This window comes from Rheinheimera salexigens (genome assembly GCF_001752395.1).
Taxonomy (GTDB): Bacteria; Pseudomonadota; Gammaproteobacteria; order Enterobacterales; family Alteromonadaceae; genus Alishewanella; species Alishewanella salexigens.
On record NZ_MKEK01000001.1, the window covers coordinates 1695674 to 1713377 of the forward strand.

18 protein-coding genes are annotated in these 17704 nt (G+C 40.6%); 11 read left to right on the forward strand and 7 right to left on the reverse strand.

The genetic code is table 11. The features are described from left to right. Positions 1–2: 2 nt before the first annotated feature. Entirely contained in the window at positions 3–1607 is a 1605-nt protein-coding gene (locus BI198_RS07810) for a S8 family serine peptidase (protein ID WP_070049050.1), read from the forward strand. Between the two features lie 87 nt (positions 1608–1694). On the opposite strand, the gene trhA is transcribed toward BI198_RS07810, so the two are convergent. Beyond that, positions 1695–2333, reverse strand: a complete 639-nt coding sequence (gene trhA / locus BI198_RS07815; RefSeq protein ID WP_070049051.1) for a PAQR family membrane homeostasis protein TrhA — start codon at positions 2331–2333, stop codon at positions 1695–1697. Positions 2334–2482: 149 nt separating this feature from the next. Between trhA and BI198_RS07820 the strand changes: the two genes are divergently transcribed. Further along, complete coding sequence (locus tag BI198_RS07820) at positions 2483–3718, forward strand: glycosyltransferase (protein ID WP_070049052.1); 1236 nt, start codon at positions 2483–2485, stop codon at positions 3716–3718. Between the two features lie 37 nt (positions 3719–3755). Here BI198_RS07820 and BI198_RS07825 read toward each other — a convergent pair whose 3' ends face one another. Beyond that, positions 3756–4331 carry a YceI family protein gene (locus BI198_RS07825; RefSeq protein ID WP_070049053.1) on the reverse strand — a complete coding sequence of 192 codons (576 nt, stop codon included), beginning with the start codon at positions 4329–4331 and terminating at the stop codon, positions 3756–3758. Between the two features lie 268 nt (positions 4332–4599). Here BI198_RS07825 and BI198_RS07830 point away from each other — a divergent pair, with 268 nt between their 5' ends. From BI198_RS07830 to BI198_RS16240, 3 genes are all read left to right on the forward strand, one after another. Beyond that, entirely contained in the window at positions 4600–5592 is a 993-nt protein-coding gene (locus BI198_RS07830; protein ID WP_201243448.1) for an NAD(P)H-quinone oxidoreductase, read from the forward strand. A gap of 69 nt (positions 5593–5661) precedes the next feature. Then, on the forward strand, positions 5662–6585 hold the full coding sequence (locus BI198_RS16235) for a hypothetical protein (RefSeq protein ID WP_235605278.1): 924 nt from the start codon (positions 5662–5664) through the stop codon (positions 6583–6585). Positions 6586–6608: 23 nt separating this feature from the next. Continuing rightward, complete coding sequence (locus BI198_RS16240) at positions 6609–7127, forward strand: hypothetical protein (RefSeq protein WP_235605279.1); 519 nt, start codon at positions 6609–6611, stop codon at positions 7125–7127. 47 nt (positions 7128–7174) lie between these two features. On the opposite strand, the gene BI198_RS07840 is transcribed toward BI198_RS16240, so the two are convergent. Together BI198_RS07840 and metG are read right to left on the reverse strand one after the other, a co-directional pair. Continuing rightward, positions 7175–8605, reverse strand: a complete 1431-nt coding sequence (locus BI198_RS07840) for an MFS transporter (RefSeq protein ID WP_070049054.1) — start codon at positions 8603–8605, stop codon at positions 7175–7177. 58 nt (positions 8606–8663) lie between these two features. Beyond that, positions 8664–10724 (reverse strand): methionine--tRNA ligase, encoded by a 2061-nt coding sequence (gene metG, locus BI198_RS07845; RefSeq protein WP_070050761.1) that lies wholly within the window; start codon positions 10722–10724, stop codon positions 8664–8666. A gap of 132 nt (positions 10725–10856) precedes the next feature. Between metG and apbC the strand changes: the two genes are divergently transcribed. The 3 genes from apbC to BI198_RS07860 all read left to right on the forward strand — a co-directional run bounded on the left by apbC (position 10857) and on the right by BI198_RS07860 (position 13185). Beyond that, positions 10857–11921 carry an iron-sulfur cluster carrier protein ApbC gene (apbC, locus tag BI198_RS07850; protein ID WP_083256581.1) on the forward strand — a complete coding sequence of 355 codons (1065 nt, stop codon included), beginning with the start codon at positions 10857–10859 and terminating at the stop codon, positions 11919–11921. A gap of 1 nt (position 11922) precedes the next feature. Next, on the forward strand, positions 11923–12513 hold the full coding sequence (gene dcd / locus BI198_RS07855) for a dCTP deaminase (protein WP_070049055.1): 591 nt from the start codon (positions 11923–11925) through the stop codon (positions 12511–12513). A 96-nt stretch (positions 12514–12609) separates the two neighbouring features. Further along, entirely contained in the window at positions 12610–13185 is a 576-nt protein-coding gene (locus BI198_RS07860) for a glutathione S-transferase family protein (protein WP_070049056.1), read from the forward strand. 50 nt (positions 13186–13235) lie between these two features. Here BI198_RS07860 and BI198_RS07865 read toward each other — a convergent pair whose 3' ends face one another. Beyond that, entirely contained in the window at positions 13236–13790 is a 555-nt protein-coding gene (locus BI198_RS07865; protein ID WP_070049057.1) for a YaeQ family protein, read from the reverse strand. A gap of 336 nt (positions 13791–14126) precedes the next feature. Here BI198_RS07865 and BI198_RS07875 point away from each other — a divergent pair, with 336 nt between their 5' ends. After that, positions 14127–14711, forward strand: a complete 585-nt coding sequence (locus tag BI198_RS07875; protein WP_070049059.1) for a hypothetical protein — start codon at positions 14127–14129, stop codon at positions 14709–14711. A gap of 11 nt (positions 14712–14722) precedes the next feature. Then, complete coding sequence (locus BI198_RS07880; RefSeq protein ID WP_070049060.1) at positions 14723–15466, forward strand: MipA/OmpV family protein; 744 nt, start codon at positions 14723–14725, stop codon at positions 15464–15466. A gap of 104 nt (positions 15467–15570) precedes the next feature. Here BI198_RS07880 and BI198_RS07885 read toward each other — a convergent pair whose 3' ends face one another. After that, positions 15571–16584 carry an extracellular catalytic domain type 2 short-chain-length polyhydroxyalkanoate depolymerase gene (locus BI198_RS07885; RefSeq protein WP_070050765.1) on the reverse strand — a complete coding sequence of 338 codons (1014 nt, stop codon included), beginning with the start codon at positions 16582–16584 and terminating at the stop codon, positions 15571–15573. A 218-nt stretch (positions 16585–16802) separates the two neighbouring features. Here BI198_RS07885 and BI198_RS07890 point away from each other — a divergent pair, with 218 nt between their 5' ends. Further along, the gene (locus BI198_RS07890) at positions 16803–17102 is read left to right on the forward strand and encodes a PilZ domain-containing protein (protein ID WP_070049061.1); all 300 of its coding nucleotides are present in this window, start codon (positions 16803–16805) and stop codon (positions 17100–17102) included. 129 nt (positions 17103–17231) lie between these two features. On the opposite strand, the gene BI198_RS07895 is transcribed toward BI198_RS07890, so the two are convergent. Beyond that, positions 17232–17699: a hypothetical protein gene (locus BI198_RS07895; RefSeq protein WP_070049062.1), complete on the reverse strand. Its 468-nt coding sequence runs from the start codon at positions 17697–17699 to the stop codon at positions 17232–17234. Positions 17700–17704: the final 5 nt, after the last annotated feature.

Consider the following 17704-nt stretch of genomic DNA (forward strand, 5'->3'; position numbering starts at 1 on the left):
TAATGAAAACATCAACTACCTTAATCGCTGCAGCTACCAGTTTATGTGCGATGAGTTTAACCGCAACGGCTGTTGCAGATAGTTTATATCAATCTAATCTACAACCTAACCCAGTTATAAGCCCCGCTTTTAATTTAATCGAAATTGATACCCAGCAACGCTACATTGTTAAGTTTAAATCAGCAGCACAGACAATGTTCAATAACAATGAGCAAGATGCGAATGTCGTATCTGCAGCGGTTTTTAACCAACGCGCACAGCAAGTATTAGCCCAACATAGTATAAAAGCATTAAAACAATTACCTATGGTTCAGGCGAGTGTGGTTGAGCTAACGCCGCAGCAGCATAAGCTGTTGTTAGCGGATAGCAATGTGGAATACATCGAGCTGGATCACAAGCGCTATTTAATGGCGCTGCCAGCACCTATGGCCCAAAGTACTCCTTACGGTATTACCATGGTTCAAGCTAACCTCGTTAGTGATAGCAGTGCGGGTAATACCCCAGTTTGTATCATTGATACTGGTTATCAGTCTAATCATGAGGACTTACAAAGCTCTGGTGTTACGGGTTACGCTTTCTCTGGTCACGGTAATTGGTATTCAGACGGTAACGGCCACGGCACTCATGTTGCGGGCACTATGCTGGCGTTAAATAATAATACCGGGGTTGTTGGTGTTATTGGTTCTGGTCAAGCCGATGTGCATATTGTGAAAATTTTTAATGATGCCGGTAATTGGAGTTATGCATCTGACTTAGTGGCAGGTATTCAGTCTTGCAAAGATGCTGGCGCTAAAGTGGTTAATATGAGCTTAGGTGGCGGTTCATCTAACCAAACCGAAAAAACGGCGATGAATAACTTTTATAATAGCGGCATGCTATTAGTTGCTGCTGCAGGTAATTCAGGAAATACTTCTTTTTCTTACCCAGCTTCGTATGATGCTGTGGTATCAGTCGCAGCGGTAGACTCAAGTGCTAATCTAGCCAGCTTTTCGCAGCGTAATTCGCAAGTAGAAATTGCCGGCCCCGGCGTCAGTGTTAATTCAACATGGAATAATGGTGGTTACAATAGTATCAGTGGTACCTCAATGGCTTCGCCTCATGTAGCAGCGGTAGCAGCATTAGTTTGGAGCAATCATACACAATGTAGTGCTGCACAAATAAGGAATGCATTAAATAGTACCGCACAAGATCGTGGTGCAAGTGGTAGAGATAGCTCTTATGGTTGGGGTATTGTTAAAGCAAAAGCAGCCCATGATTATATAACTAATAATGGTTGTGATGGCGATGGTGGCGGGACAACACCACCACCAAGTAATGGCGCTACTTTCCCTAACTTATCGGCAGGTACGGGGCAGTGGTTGCGTGGCAATTACGCTATTCCTTCAGGTGTATCCTCTATCACCTTTAAAATAACAGGCGGTAGCGGTGATGCCGATTTATATGTTCGTTATGGTTCGGCGCCAACGACTAATGCCTACACGTGTCGGCCATATAAATATGGAAATGAGGAAGTTTGTACTATTGCTAACCCTCAGGCAGGAACTTGGCACGTTGGCATTCGCGCTTACCAAAGCTTTAGCGGCTTAACCTATAGTTATCAGTACTAATAGTTGTAAAAGTAGTAAATAGAGTATGTAGAGTATGTAGAGTAAGCCATTAGGAATAAACAGGCTGAAAACTCAGCCTGTTTATTTTTATAAAACATAGCAATAAATGGCTGCAAAATGAAAAATGCTGCCAGCTAATACAAATAAATGCCAAATAACATGATGCATATACATAGATTTGGCTGCATAAAATATTACCCCAAACGAATAGCTTAAACCGCCGGCTAACAACAACCACAAGCCAGGTACAGCGACATTATCTAACATAGGTTTTATGGCGAAAATAACCAGCCAGCCCATGCCTAAATACAAGGCTAAAGATAATTTTTTAAATTTTAACCCTGAACCTAGCTCGATAATAACGCCCAAAAGCGCAATTGCCCAAATAATACAAAATAATACTAAACCCCAATCATGATGGAGGCTTATTAGCGTAAAAGGGGTATAAGTGCCGGCTATAAGCACAAAAATGGCAGCGTGATCTAGCTGACGCAATTTATTTTTAAGCGCAATATTTTTGGTGGCATGATAAAGCGTTGAGCTGCTGTACATTAGAATTAAACTGCAACCATAAATAATACTGCTAATAAAATAGGTTATATCTTGCTGAGCATTAGTTAGTTTAAGCATAAAGACCAGTGCAGCTAAACTTAACACTACACCTATGGCATGACTAATAGTATGGAATAATTCTTCGGTTGCAGAATAAGCAGTTGGAGTAGACATAAGGCAGCAATTAAATCTTTCGGTACATAATCTTAGCATGACTGTTGCTTTGTTTACCGGTAATTTTTAACACTGTTGTTTTTACCAAGCCTTAGCTGTTGTTTAGGCAAAATAATCGTTAACATAGCCGTTTTATTTGGAGCCGTATTGTGCCTTTATTAGTGATAATTGGTTATGTTTGGCCAGAGCCGAAGTCGTCAGCGGCAGGTTATCGTATGCTTAGCTTAATTGAATTGTATTTAGCACAAGGTTGGCAGGTTATTTTTGCCAGTGCAGCTGAGAAAACTGACCATCGTGCTGATTTACAGCGACTAGGCGTACAAGAGCAGCAAATTGTATTAAATGATGACAGCTTCGATTTATGGCTAAGCACATTATCAGTACAGGCGGTAATGTTTGATCGTTTTATGATTGAAGAGCAATTTGGCTGGCGGGTAGAATTAAACTGTCCAGATGCACTGCGTATTTTAGATATGGAAGATATGCATTCACTAAGACATGCTCGCCATCAAGCGTTTAAGGCTGACCGGCCGTTAAATACCGCAGATTTAAACTCTGATATTGCCGTACGCGAAATTGCGGCTATTTATCGTTGTGATATTACCCTCGTTATCTCGCAGCATGAAATGCAGTTACTGCAACAACATTTTTCTGTACCCAGCGCTTTATTATGTTATTGCCCCTTTTTTATTGATAGTGATAATGAGCAAACACTACTTGGCTATGATCAACGGCAACATTTTGTCGCCATAGGCAATTTTCGTCATGCACCAAATTGGCAAGCGGTATTATGGTTAAAGCAGACCATTTGGCCACTGATCAGGCAACAACTACCGCAAAGTCATTTATATATTTATGGTGCTTATCCGCCACCTAAAGCAACAGCATTGCATAATGCTAAAGAAGGCTTTTACGTGAAAGGTTGGGCCGAAGATGTGGCTGACGTTATGCAACAAGCCAAGGTGTGTTTAGCGCCCTTAGCTTTTGGCGCGGGATTAAAAGGAAAGTTACTCGATGCCATGCAGTTTGGCACACCTAGCGTCACTACCGACATTGGCGCTGAAGGGATGACATTCGCAGATGAAGCATGGGGTGGCATTATTGCTAATGACAGTGCCGCAATAGCAACGGCGGCGGTAACTTTATATCAAGATCAGCAGTTGTGGTTAACGGCGCAACAGCAGGGAACACGGATTTTACAGCAAAAGTTTTCAGCCGCTAAATTGCAACCCGTGATTTGGCAACAAATACAACAGACCAGCGCCAACTTAGCGCAACACAGAGCTAATAATTTTACCGGCATTATGTTGCAACATCATGCTTATCGCAGTACTAAGTTTATGGGCCAATGGATTGAAGCTAAAAATCGCTTACCGCCTCAATAATCATAAGATTAACGGTAAGCAATTCAAAATGGGCTAATTATATTTCAGTACTAAAATTGACACTAAAGGTCACCGGCACAACTTTACTAATATCATTTAATTGGGCAAGTTGTTGTAGTTTATCGACACCGGCAGTTAAATTAGCGCTATCAACATTTAGTATCAGCGGTGACTCAGTAGAAGCTTGAATGGTCGAGGCATTTAGCTTTAATACCCTGATATTAGCCATTAAAGTAGTAGACTCACCGGCAATACTTACCGTTATTGGTAAGGTGATAACCATGGATTTGCTAACCGCTAATGTTGCAATAGTGTCTGGTTTTATTTCAGCTTGAGCGGTAATTTCAGTGTATTGCTTAGCTTTTAACACAAAATCGAGCATACGTTGGTTTCGAATAGGAATATTTGTTTCTAAACTAGATACTGGGATCTGTATTTTTACTAGGCCTTGATCAGACCAACTGCCGCTGAGATTACTAAATTGATGGGTTTCAGCAACCGTAGTGTTTTTTATCGAAACAAAGTTAAGGCTAGATTGCTCAGGATTGAGTTGCCAATTAGCGGCAGATGCAAAGCAACTCGTCGTGGCGAGTATCAATAATAGTTTTTTCATTACTTGCTCCTTATAAAGTAGGCTGCTTAGCATAAAACAAATAGTTATTTATACCAATGTATTAGCAGTAAATTAAGCCGGTAAAACAACAACGCTAACAGCTATGATAGACTTATCCAGAGATAAGTTCTGAATTAAGTTTGAATTAAGTTTAAATTAACTACTGCTCTCGAATTCTGAGCCTGTAGTTTATATCAATGTTTTAACCAATATTCTGAAACAACTTAATAGCGATTTTACGCTAAGGTTGAGTTGTAGGAGAGATAAAATGACAATACCAGCGAGCATGCAAGCAATCATAGTTAAGCAACCGGGTAAAAACAGCAGTTTAGAGTTAACAACTCTAGCATTACCAACAGCTAACGCTGAACAATTGCTGATTAAAGTGGCCGCAGCTGGTGTTAACCGGGCTGATTTAGTGCAACGACAGGGCCTTTATCCACCGCCAGCCGGCGAAAGTGATGTCTTAGGATTAGAAGTAGCAGGCACTGTTGTTGCTGCTCCTGCCCATTTACAACATTGGCAAGGAAAACAAGTGTTTGGTTTGGTGCCAGGTGGGGGCTATGCTGAATATGCAGTACTGCATCATCAACATGCCATGTTGCTACCTGAAGGTTTTACCATGGTGCAAGCTGCTGCTACAGCTGAAGTGTTTTTAACGGCTTATCAGTTATTATTTTTACATGGCCAAATCCAAGCTAAACAAAAGGTACTAATCCATGCTGGTGCAAGTGGGGTAGGCACAGCAGCGATTCAATTAGCTAAATTTTTTGGCGCGGAAGTCGCTGTAACAGCCAGTACAGATGAAAAACTAGCGCTATGTAAGCAACTTGGTGCAGACATTACCATTAATTATAAACAGCAACGCTTTGAGCAGATCCTGGCCCAGCTTTGGCCCAAAGGCGCTAACTTAGTACTGGATCCGGTTGCTGGAGACTATGTGCAACGGGAAATAGCCATACTGGCATTAGACGCTAAGATAGTGCTTTATGCCATGATGGGGGGGCGGCGGCTACCTGAATTAGACTTAGCCCCTTTATTTAAGCAACGTGGCCACATTATTTGTTCTACTTTGCGAAATCGCTCAGATGTTTATAAAGCTGATTTAACCAAACAATTTATCGCGAACTGCGGAGCTGCCTTAACTGCAGGAAAGTTGCAGCCGGTTATTCAACAGCAATATCATTGGCATCAGGCGGCTGAAGCGCATCAGTTAATGGCGTCTAATCAAACCCAAGGTAAACTGGTTTTACGTTTTTAACCATTGGCGATATAGTCATATAAATAGCATTGTTAAATATAATCGGAAAGTACAGGAACAGTTAAAAATATGGCAATAGAGGTTATTGGTAAGTCTAACTACAGTAAGCAAATATTAGTGTTAATTGCTAAGATTTACGATAATACTCTGGTCGCTGATTCTGTTTATGAACAAGCAATACAATGCTTTAGTCTTGTTGATGCCAAACAAAAACGCCAAACTGAATTAGAGCAACAACTAACATTATTTGAACATCGTCGTGCCCAAGGGGCGAACAAAGAAATAGCAAGCCTAGAGCGCCAGTTGCAACAAGCAAAAGCAGAACTACAGCAGTATGAGCAACAATGTGCAGATGAAGCGTTGCAACGTTTTAGCTGTTTAAAACAGATTTGTATTACTATTTTGCAGTTAACACAGGGTGAAACTGAGGAAGAAACGCGACAATTATCGGCAAAAATGTTAGGTACAATTCAGTTGTTATCGCCCACCGAAGGCCGCCATATCGCGATAACCAATCAAAAAAGTAAACACCTCTATAAAGCAGTATTAAGTTTACGCTTGCTAGATAAATTATTGGCAGATAACCATATTACTGATCAATATATTTTACAGCGCTTTCATGCAGCAGCCGGATCTTATGCAGATTTTAACCGTTATCATCCGTTTCGAGATGACGTCCAGATCCCGCTATTAATGGCAGCGTTATTACAAGATATTGGCAGTTGCCATCCTCAAGCCCAACAGGTTATTTATGGCGAAGATGGTAAGGCGGATCCTTTTCGAGTCATGAGTCAAGAAGAGCGTGCCAGCATGCTGCAGGTTAGTTATAGCCAAAGCATTAGATATACCTTAGAGCAAATTCAAGATCGTTATCAAGGTAATAGTAAAGCTGAGCGCGACTTTTTTAATCAAAACAATCAACAAAAAAAATATTCATCCAAAATTTACTTAAAGGCGCAATTAAACCTGAAAATGGAATTGGTAACTTATTAAAAATACCCCAAGTTTATACATCGGTGGTGTTATCAACTAAGCATAACTTTGTTTATGAAACCCTACCCAGAGTGGCCTTGGTTTTAGAAAAAGGGGTAGAAAAAGGCGTTTATTGCGCGACAGCTGTATCTAGCTTATTAGCGATTACTGGCGTGTTCCCACAAGGCTTTGGTATTACTTATATTCCAAAGGATTCTGACAATCAGGATCTCGATCGCTATGAATACGCTATAGTCACCGGATTATACCCCATACAGCCTCAGCAACCGATGTGTCGTATGGTCACGCGTAATTTAACTTATAATGTCTCAGCTCAAGGCTGTATTATCAGTGCCAGCAATAATTTGTATTACCCGTTAGCACGTAAAAAATTAGCTGTTGTCAGCCAAGAGCGGCTATTAGAAATATTAGAATTATTAGTCTCTAATTTTGAAGAGCGTAAAAACATGCCATTATTACCTAAGTGTTGGCATCCTGATGAATATTTTTCTATCATCAAAAACCAAAATTTATGGAATAAAGTGACTATTCATAGTAATTAGGCACAGCAACGAGGTACAACAACTAGGCATGCAGCGAAGCACAGCCATTATGGCTGTGCTTTAAATTCAACCTCTTCAGGGGCAGCCGGCTCAGGGTACACCATATTTTCTGGAGTATAATCCCATAAGTGATCGTCTGTTTCAGGCTCTGGTTCAACATCTTCATCATAATGACTACTAACATAACCTTGTGCCTTAGCGGCATCTTCATCATGCATTTGTGCTAATACCGTTGCTTCGTCTACACGCGGATCTAATGCTGCGGCTAAGGGAGAAGAAACCAAATCGCCTGAGCCCATTTTAAATTGGGCTAATTGTTGCTCATCCAGTAACCGTTTGGTCATTTTCAGGGTGTAATTTACCCGCATTAAACGAAGAAATAGCAGTAATGAACAAACACTGATAAAGGCATATAACATATCAGGCCCTAGAACATGAATTAAACCGGCCGCAATCAGCGGACCAAAACAAGCACCTAAGCCAAATGTAAGTAATATGGTTGCTGATAACGCAACACGTTCGTCTTGCTCAATGTGCTGGTTAGCAAACGCACTTGCGATAGGATAAATAGTAAAAGCGAGAATGCCATAACAAAAGCTGGTAAGCATAAAGAAAGCGGTATTAAGCGGCAGTATCGTCATCAGTAAGGTTAAAATTGCTAATAAGGCGGCATTAAAACGCAAAATACGACTGCGAGGTATTCGATCAGATATTTTACCCATAGGCCACTGCGCTAATAAACCCGCTAATATAGTCACCGACATAAATATAGTGATTTGTTCAGTAGAAAATTCTTTACTGGCCATATACGCCGGCGCTAAACCATAAAAGGCACCCGCAATTAAACCGGCAATGGTAATGGCGGTTAAAGACTGCGGCACTTTACGCCAAAAAGTAAGAATTTTTAATGGGGCCGGTTGTAATGGTGCAGGGTGTATCCGGCTAGTGAGTGCGATAGGCACGATACACAAAGAAGAACACATACTAATAATCAACAGGGGCGCTAAGCCTAATTCTGGGAATTGCATTAGCATTAATTGGCCGCCAATCATGCCAAGATAGGAAATAAGCATATAAAAGGCGAATACCGCACCGCGCTGCGAGTTCTCGGCTTGCTCGTTTAACCAACTTTCTAACACCATGTATTGGCACATCATGCCCATACCTACTAACACGCGCAATAATAGCCAAACTTCTAATTGGTCAATTAAAATATGTGACATAGCGCAAGCGCTTACAATAGCGGCACAAGCTACAAAAGCGCGAATATGGCCAACACGAGAGATTAATTTATGACCCAACTTAGAGCCTAAAACTAGACCTAAATAGTAACAAGACATCATGGCGCCAATCCAAATTGAATCAACTTGTTTTTGGGCCAACGATAAACCGAGATAGGTAGACAAAGAACCTTGAGCAATCAGCATGATCAAGGTGGTTAAAAATAATGCACTAAAACTGCGATATGGACTAGACATTAGACTCCATTCAATAGATTACAATGTAGCAGCTTGCGCTGCTACATGTTAACAAGCGTTACTTGACTCGCATACCGGCAACTGCACCAGAATCTGGGGATAGTATAAATAAATCACTACCGCCAGGGCCGGCAGCTAATACCATACCTTCAGACAAACCAAAGCGCATTTTACGTGCGGCAAGGTTGGCGACCATTACTGTATAACGGCCTTCTAGCTGCTCAGGTTGATAAGCCCCTTTAATACCAGCAAACACTTGGCGCATTTCGCCTTCACCAATATCTAATTGTAGCTGGATTAGCTTATCAGCACCTTCTACCGCTTGTGCTTTAACAATTTTGGCAACACGTAAATCGATTTTAGCAAAGTCTTCAATGCTAATAGTATCTGCAATAGGTTCACGTACAGCTGTTTTAGCGGAGCTAGTAGTGTCGATTGTTTTTAGCGTATCTTTTGCTGTAACGGTAACAGCTGGCTGTAGGTTGTCTTTAGAATCATCAACCATAGCAGCTACTTTTACCGGATCTACGCGTTGCATTAAGGCTTTAAACGGCTCTATAGCATGGTCAACTAAAGGTTGCTGATAGTTGTCCCAACGTAATTCTGAGTTTAAAAATCGCTCTACTTCTGTCGCCATTACCGGTAGTACTGGCTTTAAGTAATGCATTAAAACCCTAAATAGATTAATACCCATAGAGCAAACATCATGTGCTTCTTGTTGTTTAGCTTCGTCTTTAACTAATACCCAAGGTGCTTTAGCATCGATATATTGGTTGGCTTTATCGGCTAAGGCCATAATGTCACGAATCGCCCGCGAAAATTCACGCTTTTCAAAGCTATCAGCGATACTGTTGCCGGCATCAGTAAACTCTTGCAATAATGCAGGCTCAGCGAGGGTTGCCGATAATTTACCGTCATATCGTTTAGTAATAAACCCAGCACAACGACTGGCGATATTAACCACTTTACCTACTAAATCCGCATTAACTTTCTGGGTAAAGTCTTCTAAGTTTAAATCTAAATCTGTAATGCTAGAGCTTAACTTAGAGGCAAAGTAATAACGTAAATATTCAGGATTTAAATGGTCTAAATAGGTACGAGCTTTAATAAAGGTACCGCGAGATTTAGACATTTTGGCACCATTGACAGTCACAAAGCCATGGGCCCAAACGGCATTAGGTTTACGTAAGTCAGCACCTTCTAAAATGGCAGGCCAAAATAAGCTGTGGAAATAAATAATATCCTTACCGATAAAGTGATACACCTCGGCAGTTGAGTCTAATTGCCAAAAGCTATCGAAATCGATACCCGTTTTATCGCATAAATTTTTAAAACTGGCTAAATAGCCAATAGGCGCATCTAACCAAACATAGAAAAACTTACCGGGTGCACGCGGGATCTCAAAACCAAAGTAGGGCGCATCACGACTGATATCCCACATTTGTAAGCCATCTTTAAACCATTCTTGTAATTTGTTAGCCATTTCTTCTTGCAGACTACCGCTGCGGGTCCAGTCTTGCAGCATTTGACTAAAAGCAGGTAAATCAAAAAAGTAATGTTCACTGTCTTTTAGAATGGGCGTAGCACCAGAAATTACCGAACGAGCGTTTTTTACTTCAGTCGGGCTATAAGTTGCACCACATACATCACAACTATCGCCATTTTGATCTAAGGCGCCACATTTAGGGCAGTCACCTTTAACAAAGCGATCCGGTAAAAACATGTTTTTTTCCGGATCAAATAATTGGCTAATCGTTTTACGTTTTATATAACCTTTTTCGTCTAAACGGTTATATATCATGGTAGATAACTCACGGTTTTCTTTGCTGTGAGTCGAATGATAGTTATCAAAACCAATAGCGAAATCTGCAAAGTCTGCTTGATGTTCAATTTTAGTTTGTTCAATCATTTGCTCAGGCGTTATGCCACGCTCTTGCGCTTTAAGCATAATAGGGGTGCCGTGTGCATCGTCAGCACAAACATAATAACACTCGTGGCCGCGAGCTTTTTGAAAGCGAGCCCAAATATCGGTTTGAATATACTCGAGTAAATGACCTAAATGGATAGGACCATTGGCATAGGGTAGCGCGCTAGTAACCAGAATTTTTCGTCTTGACATTAAATGCTGCTCTTTTACATAAATAACTGAAAAAATTTGTCTAAATGATACACTAACCGGCATTGCTTCGCATCCGCCATCCGGTAGAACAAGCAAAAAATTGATAATAAAATTACTCACAGGAAGTTGCTGATGTTTAACTGGTTTAAATCGTCTAAAACCACACCGCTTCCTGCTGCTTTGCAGCAGTTTTTTCAAAGTTGGTTAGTAGTTGGCTCAGATATCATCTTAGCCAGCGTAATCAGCCAAGCGACACTTAAAGATAACAAATTAACCCTAACTTTGGCTTTGCCGTTAGCGACCATACAACCGACTTTACAACAAGCGCTTAACGACGCAGGCTTTGACTATAGCCTAATACTGAATGCTGACTATCAAGCACAGCCGGTTTTTAAGAAAATTAAACAAGTAATCTTAATTGCATCGGGAAAGGGCGGCGTAGGTAAGTCGACTACTGCGGTCAATCTGGCGTGTGCATTAGCATTAGATGGTGCCAAAGTTGGCTTATTAGATGCCGATATTTATGGGCCATCAATACCTACTATGCTAGGGTTGTCGGGTGAGAAAATTACCTCGCCCGATAATAAGTTTATGCAGCCTAAATTTGCTCATGGCATTTATTTACAGTCGATTGGTTTTTTAGTTGATGCCGAACAAGCTTCAGTATGGCGCGGCCCAATGGCCAGTAAAGCGTTAGAGCAATTATTAAATGAAACGCTGTGGCCAGAGCTTGATTATTTGATTGTTGATATGCCGCCAGGTACTGGAGATATTCAATTAACCATGGCGCAAAAACTACCCGTCACGGGTGCTGTAGTGGTGACAACGCCGCAAGATGTTGCATTGGCCGATGCCAAAAAAGCCATAAGTATGTTTCGCCAAGTTAAGATCCCATTGCTGGGGTTAATTGAAAATATGAGCTTTTACCAATGTAGCCATTGTGGCGAGCAAGATGATATTTTTGGCACTAAAGGTGGAGTAGAACTGGCACAGCGTTATCAAGTTCGGGTATTAGGCCAATTGCCATTACAGAAAGATATTCGCCAGCAGGCTGATTTAGGTGAACCTATTGCGCTAAAAAATCAGCCTGTAGCAGAAATATACCGTACAATCAGTCAACAGTTGCAATTTACGCTGTATCAACAACTTGCGCAGCTGCACACTAGCCAAACAGAAATAATTATAACGGACGACTAATATGAGACTGTGTGATCGCGATATTGAACAACATTTAGCTGACGGCAAAATTATTATTGAGCCAGCACCCGATGCGGATATGATAAGTGGTGTCAGTGTTGATATTCGCTTAGGAAATAAATTTCGGGTTTTTCAAGCGCATACCGCACCTTATATTGATTTAAGTGGCCCCAGAGCTGAAGTAGACAAAGCCTTAAATAATGTAATGAGTGATGAAATTTATATTGCCGATGGTGATAAGTTTATTCTTCACCCAGGTGAATTGGCGTTAGCAATGACATTAGAGTCAGTCACACTACCTGACAATATAGTCGGATGGTTAGATGGCAGATCTTCTTTGGCTCGTCTAGGCTTAATGGTGCATGTTACGGCACATCGAATAGATCCAGGCTGGTCTGGCAATATTGTTTTAGAATTTATAAATAGCGGCAAATTACCTTTAGCCTTGCGTCCGCAAATGAAAATAGGGGCGCTTAACTTTGAATTAATGACCGGTTCAGCAGCCAGACCTTATAACAAGAGACTGGATGCTAAATACCAACAACAGACAGGCGCAGTAGCCAGCCGTATTGGCCATGATGATAAAAATTAGGCCTAAACAAAATAGCAAAAAAGTCAGAGTGGGTTTACATTAATGTAGACCTACCACTTGCAACGTTCGGCGCCACTACCGTATTAAGGATGCAATATGAAACTTTTTGGTTCTCAAACCTCACCTTATGTTCGTCGGATCCGTTTAGCGCTAGCGGATACCCCTTATCAGCTGATCATGTTAAATATTTTTGATGGCCCTGATCGCGCAACCTTGATTAAATATAATCCGGTACGAAAAGTACCGATGTTATTAGATGGCGCCCAATTGGTATTTGATTCAGGAGTCATTTATCGCTATTTGGCTGAAAAATTTGATTGGCCTAAATTAAGCTGGGCAGAAGAAAATCAGGTTACGGTAATTAATGCCGCCAATGATTCTATGGTTGAATTATTGCTCTGTAAGCGTTCAGGCTTGGACATTGATCCCAAAAAACTATTTTATAGTTTACAACATGAGCGGGTAGAAGGGGCTTTTAAGGTACTTGAGCAACAAGTTATCTTAGGGCAATATGATCAATGGAATTACTCTTCCATAGCTTTATACTGTTTATTGGACTGGGCTTTGTATCGTGAGCTTATATCTTTAGATGCCTTTATTCATTTAGAACAATTTCATCAGAAAAATCAGCAACAGCCTTTTGTTGCTGAGAGTGACCCTAGACTAGGTTAGCTTTTTTAGTGTGGTAAAACCCGTGCGCTTAGCTGTTATTAGGTAATCTTTTAACTGTTTTGCGCACGTTGTAAAACTTCAGGCTCAATAAGCACACTTTTTTCGTCATTAGATAGCCAAATTTGCCCCTCACTAATATTACATTGCAGCACCATATTGCGACTGACTAATTGCGCCATCTCAGTAACGGCTGCTTCAGGAATATCAAATATAGTTAAATTTTGATAGCGGGCTAATGCTTGTTGGTTGTTTTTCCACCAAACTGGCACGCTTCGACCACCATAACAAAACAATTGCACTTGTTTAGCGCGGCCACTGGCTTTGCGTAACCACTTCTCTTCGCTTTGGCCAAATTCAACCCATAGCGCAATGTCACCATTTAAATCTCTATCCCACAATTCAGGCTCATCATCCTCAGAGCTTAAACCTTTAGTAAAGGCCATGTTTTCACTGGCATTAATAACAAATGCCAATAGTTTTACCATCATGCGCTGATCATTTTCTGAAGGATGTTGGGCTAATGTCAGTTGGTGATCTTGGTAATAATGTCGATCCATATCAGCAATTTGCAACTGAATTTTAAAAATGGTCGCTTTTAAAGCCATAGCGTTAACCTTAATACTCTAACCGGGCGCAGAGTGTACCGCGAAGCTATTACTGGCTCAAACAGTAGTTTAGGCTTTGTCACGATTTAAAGCCTAATAAGCAATACTTATGCTAAAAGCAACAAGCAAAGAACCATTGTTTGGCAGAGAGTTATTAGTCCACTTTATCCGGCTATCTGAGTTTGATGTTAAGAAAAGTAAAAGTAGCTGCATAGATAAAATACAGCTGGTAAAGTGCAGCGGTAAAATGAAAGGGTTTCAGTGGGCGTTAATCTATAGCGTGTTTTTATAGCGGTTTAATCTTGCTATTTTATCGTTCAACATTAAGGGATTGCTATGAAACGTTTAATCGCTCCGGCTTTAATCGGCTTATTAATACAACTACCGGTTATGGCTGACACACTGATTACCAGTGACAATTTAACTAAACTTGAAATTTTATTACCTAAATTAACGGCGTTAGAAAATAACAAGCAAGTTCGTTTTAATCAAAATGTTACTTTACAACCGCATTGTAATTGGCAGCAACAGTATACCGATTTAAAAGCGCAACAACCTGACAGTGCTTCTGTTGCCCAAGCAGAGCAACTAATTCAGCAAAATGGATTTAAAACAGAACAGTTTTTAGAATTAAGCGCAAAAGTTAGTTGGCCCATGTTAGATGCGGTAATGCCAATGATGCAAATGTCACAACAAGCCGCCGTTTTTATGCCTGCAGATCAGCGTAAAAAATTACAGCAATCGTTTAACAAAAGTAATCGTTATTATAAAACCGTTGGAGGCTGTTTAACCAACGAAGATAAGCAAGCATTGGCCCAGCATAAACAACGTATTATGCAGTTAGCCACTGATATGTCAGGCCTGGCAGGAACAAGCGGAATGGATTTCAATCAATTAATGAAAATGAGCAATACTAATTAAGAAGGTAGTCAATGCGCGTAGTATCGGTAGGAAGTGTTTTGGGTGTAGCGTTACTGAGCGCGCCAGCTGTTGCAGAATCACCAGCACAAGGTTTTTTATACGGCTTAGGGGGTGGTGTTAACCAAGAGATTTATCGTGGCTTTAAAAAACGCATAATACCCATCCCTGTTATAGGTTACAAAGGAGACAGATTAACTGTTTTTGGTCCTTTTATGACTTATGACATACTTAGATATGGCAACTTTACGGTAACAGGGCACCTAGCACCACGGTTTGCTGGTTTTGACGCTTCCGACAGTGACTATTTTTTGGGTATGGCAAAGCGAAAAATGTCGCTTGATGCCGGAGTGGGCGCTTCACTGCGCCAAGATAATTGGTTACTTGAAGTTTCAACGTTATTCGATGTTTTAGATAATTCTAACGGATTTGAAGCTAAAACAGCCATTAGTTATGGTCAGCAAGTGGGCGCGGTAAGGTTTGAGCCTAAATTTTCTGTTGATTATAGTAATAGCAACTTGGTTGATTATTACTATGGTGTACGCGATAACGAAGCTACGGCTACGCGTGCCGCTTATCGGGGCGAAGGCACAATAAACTATTCTGCTGGATTATCGATGAGTACAGCGTTATTTTTTAATGGTATGTCACGACTAGGTTTTAAACATACTTGGTATGGCAGCGGTATTAGCAATAGCCCATTAACCCATCGCGATACCGGCTTTAGCTTTTCAGCATCATGGTCAACTATGTTTTAAATAGAAAAGTTTTAAAATGAAAACTTACTGACAGGTTAATTAAAGCACACTGCCATCAAAGGTAATACTGATGGCAGTGTGTTTTTAAAACTTAAAATTCACTCTCAATTTCGGCCATTATTTAACAAGCTATCAACCATGTCATTAACGGCAATAATTTGTACTCCCTCACGAGTGGCATAGTTTTCACCGCTATAGCCCCACCAATCCCAGCAGGCATTAGGGTTAAACATACTTTTTGTGGTTTGTGGATATAAAATCACTAAATTATTACTATCGGCATAGTTATTTAAATCAGTATTCGTCACGTACGCCTGGTCAACAAACTCAGCGTTTTGCTTACAACCATGAAAGCTGACATGTAAGCGGCAGCTTTCACCGCTAGCACAACTTTGCGGAATATAAGCATAACCCGTTTCTGCTAGGCTTTGTTTGGCAGCATCTGATAATTGGTGTTGATTAAAGCTGACTAAATTGCCGGTGGTTGTCGCTACTTTAGGCTTTATTTCAGCTAATAAATAGGTTAAAAAATTACCCGCTGCATCGTAATTACAATTCGCTATAAAAGGTGATTCAGAGCTGTCACAACTGCCTAATTCAGCACGGTCGGTCGGAAAGGTATGAGCGAAAGCTTTATCGCTTATCAGTTGAATATTATTTTCAGACACAAAGTGCTGATATTGCTGGGCTAGTAACTGACCTAACTTTGGTAATACCGTTGTATCTTTACTGCCATTTAATATCCAAACTTTATCATTTTGCAGTTGTTTGCTACTAGCGAGATTGCCATCTTGTTGTTGCTTATCTAAATACTGCTGTATTGCCGCTAAGTCAGGGCTGCTTTCTGGTTTATTAAAGCAATGGCCAAGGGCAGTGCTTAAACTATTTTGGGCACAATAAATAGGACCTGCAGCCAAGATTGCAGCTCCCGAAACTTGCTCTGCATGAGCTAGGTGATATTGTGCAGCCATATAACCGCCACTTGATAGCCCAGAGAGTGTGATTTGCGGGACAAGTTGTAATATCGGCAGTGCAGTTTCTTCAACTGAGGCGGCATTCGCTACCGACAACAAGGTGCCTAAGCCTACACTTAGGATAACCGTTGCTTTTAGGTTCATAATAGAGCTTTCCATCAAATGAAAAAAGTTAACCTATACTGTTACAATTGTGCCGTTTAAAAGCAATAACGCTTTGGTGCTAAATTAAGATAAGCTTTACTTAAGCATGCTAAGGTTTTATAACTATTACATTAAGAGAGTTGCATTAAGAGCATTATATTTAGAGTATTGCATTTAGATAATTGTAATACACAGCTAGCGTTGCTCATGGAGGAAGTATGTTAACTAAAAGTGATAACCGTAATTATTTTCGGATGATGGTTAATGCTAGCGTTAAGCTAATGATTAATCATCCTGAAGTTGGCCGAGAATTAGACGGTATTTGTCGGGATTTAAGTGCGTCTGGCATGTCGGTTGACGTTGATGAGCCGCTAGAAATGGGCACCTTGATTAATGTCAGACTGGAATCAGCTAATGCCAGTGTGCCACCCTTAGATGCAACAGCTAAAGTTATGCGTTGTAGTCAAGAGCAAGAAGATTGCTATCAGCTTGGATTAGCATTTATTGAGATGAATTAGCTTAAACTTAAAAATTGAACAACAGCGTTAATAGGCTTAATTATTTTGAGTTATTTAATAAAAAAACCATCTACTGCAAACTGCTAGCTAGATGGTTTTTTTTTGTTCAACTAATTGCAAAAAGCAATTTTATTCGCGATAGCCGCGAGGCATACGCTGTTTGTTGCCTTCTATGTGCTGCTGCCATACATGCTCTGGTGTTTCACCGCTACCTGATGCAGTAGTTTTTGGCTTGTCAGCTTTGGCTTTTTTTGCTTTAGCAGTGGCAGGTTTTTTAGCTGCTTTTTTAGTTGGCTTTTTAGCCGTTGTTTCGCTAGTTTTAGCCGCCTTGCTACTTGGTTTTTTAGCTGCTTTGTCACTCTTTTTTGCAACTTTGCTGGTGGTTTTTTTAACCGGTTTGGCACTGTCTTTTACTGCTGATTTTGTGTCAGTGCTATAGCTTTGGCCGAGTTCTTCTAATTCAGCCAAACGCATATTTTTACTACCATCAACACTATACCAACCCGGTTTCTCTTCAATCTTAGGCGCTTTATTAAAAGCCGCTTTATAAGCAGCAGTGAATTCAGCAAGCACTTTTGTTTTATCTAATGTTGTCATAATTA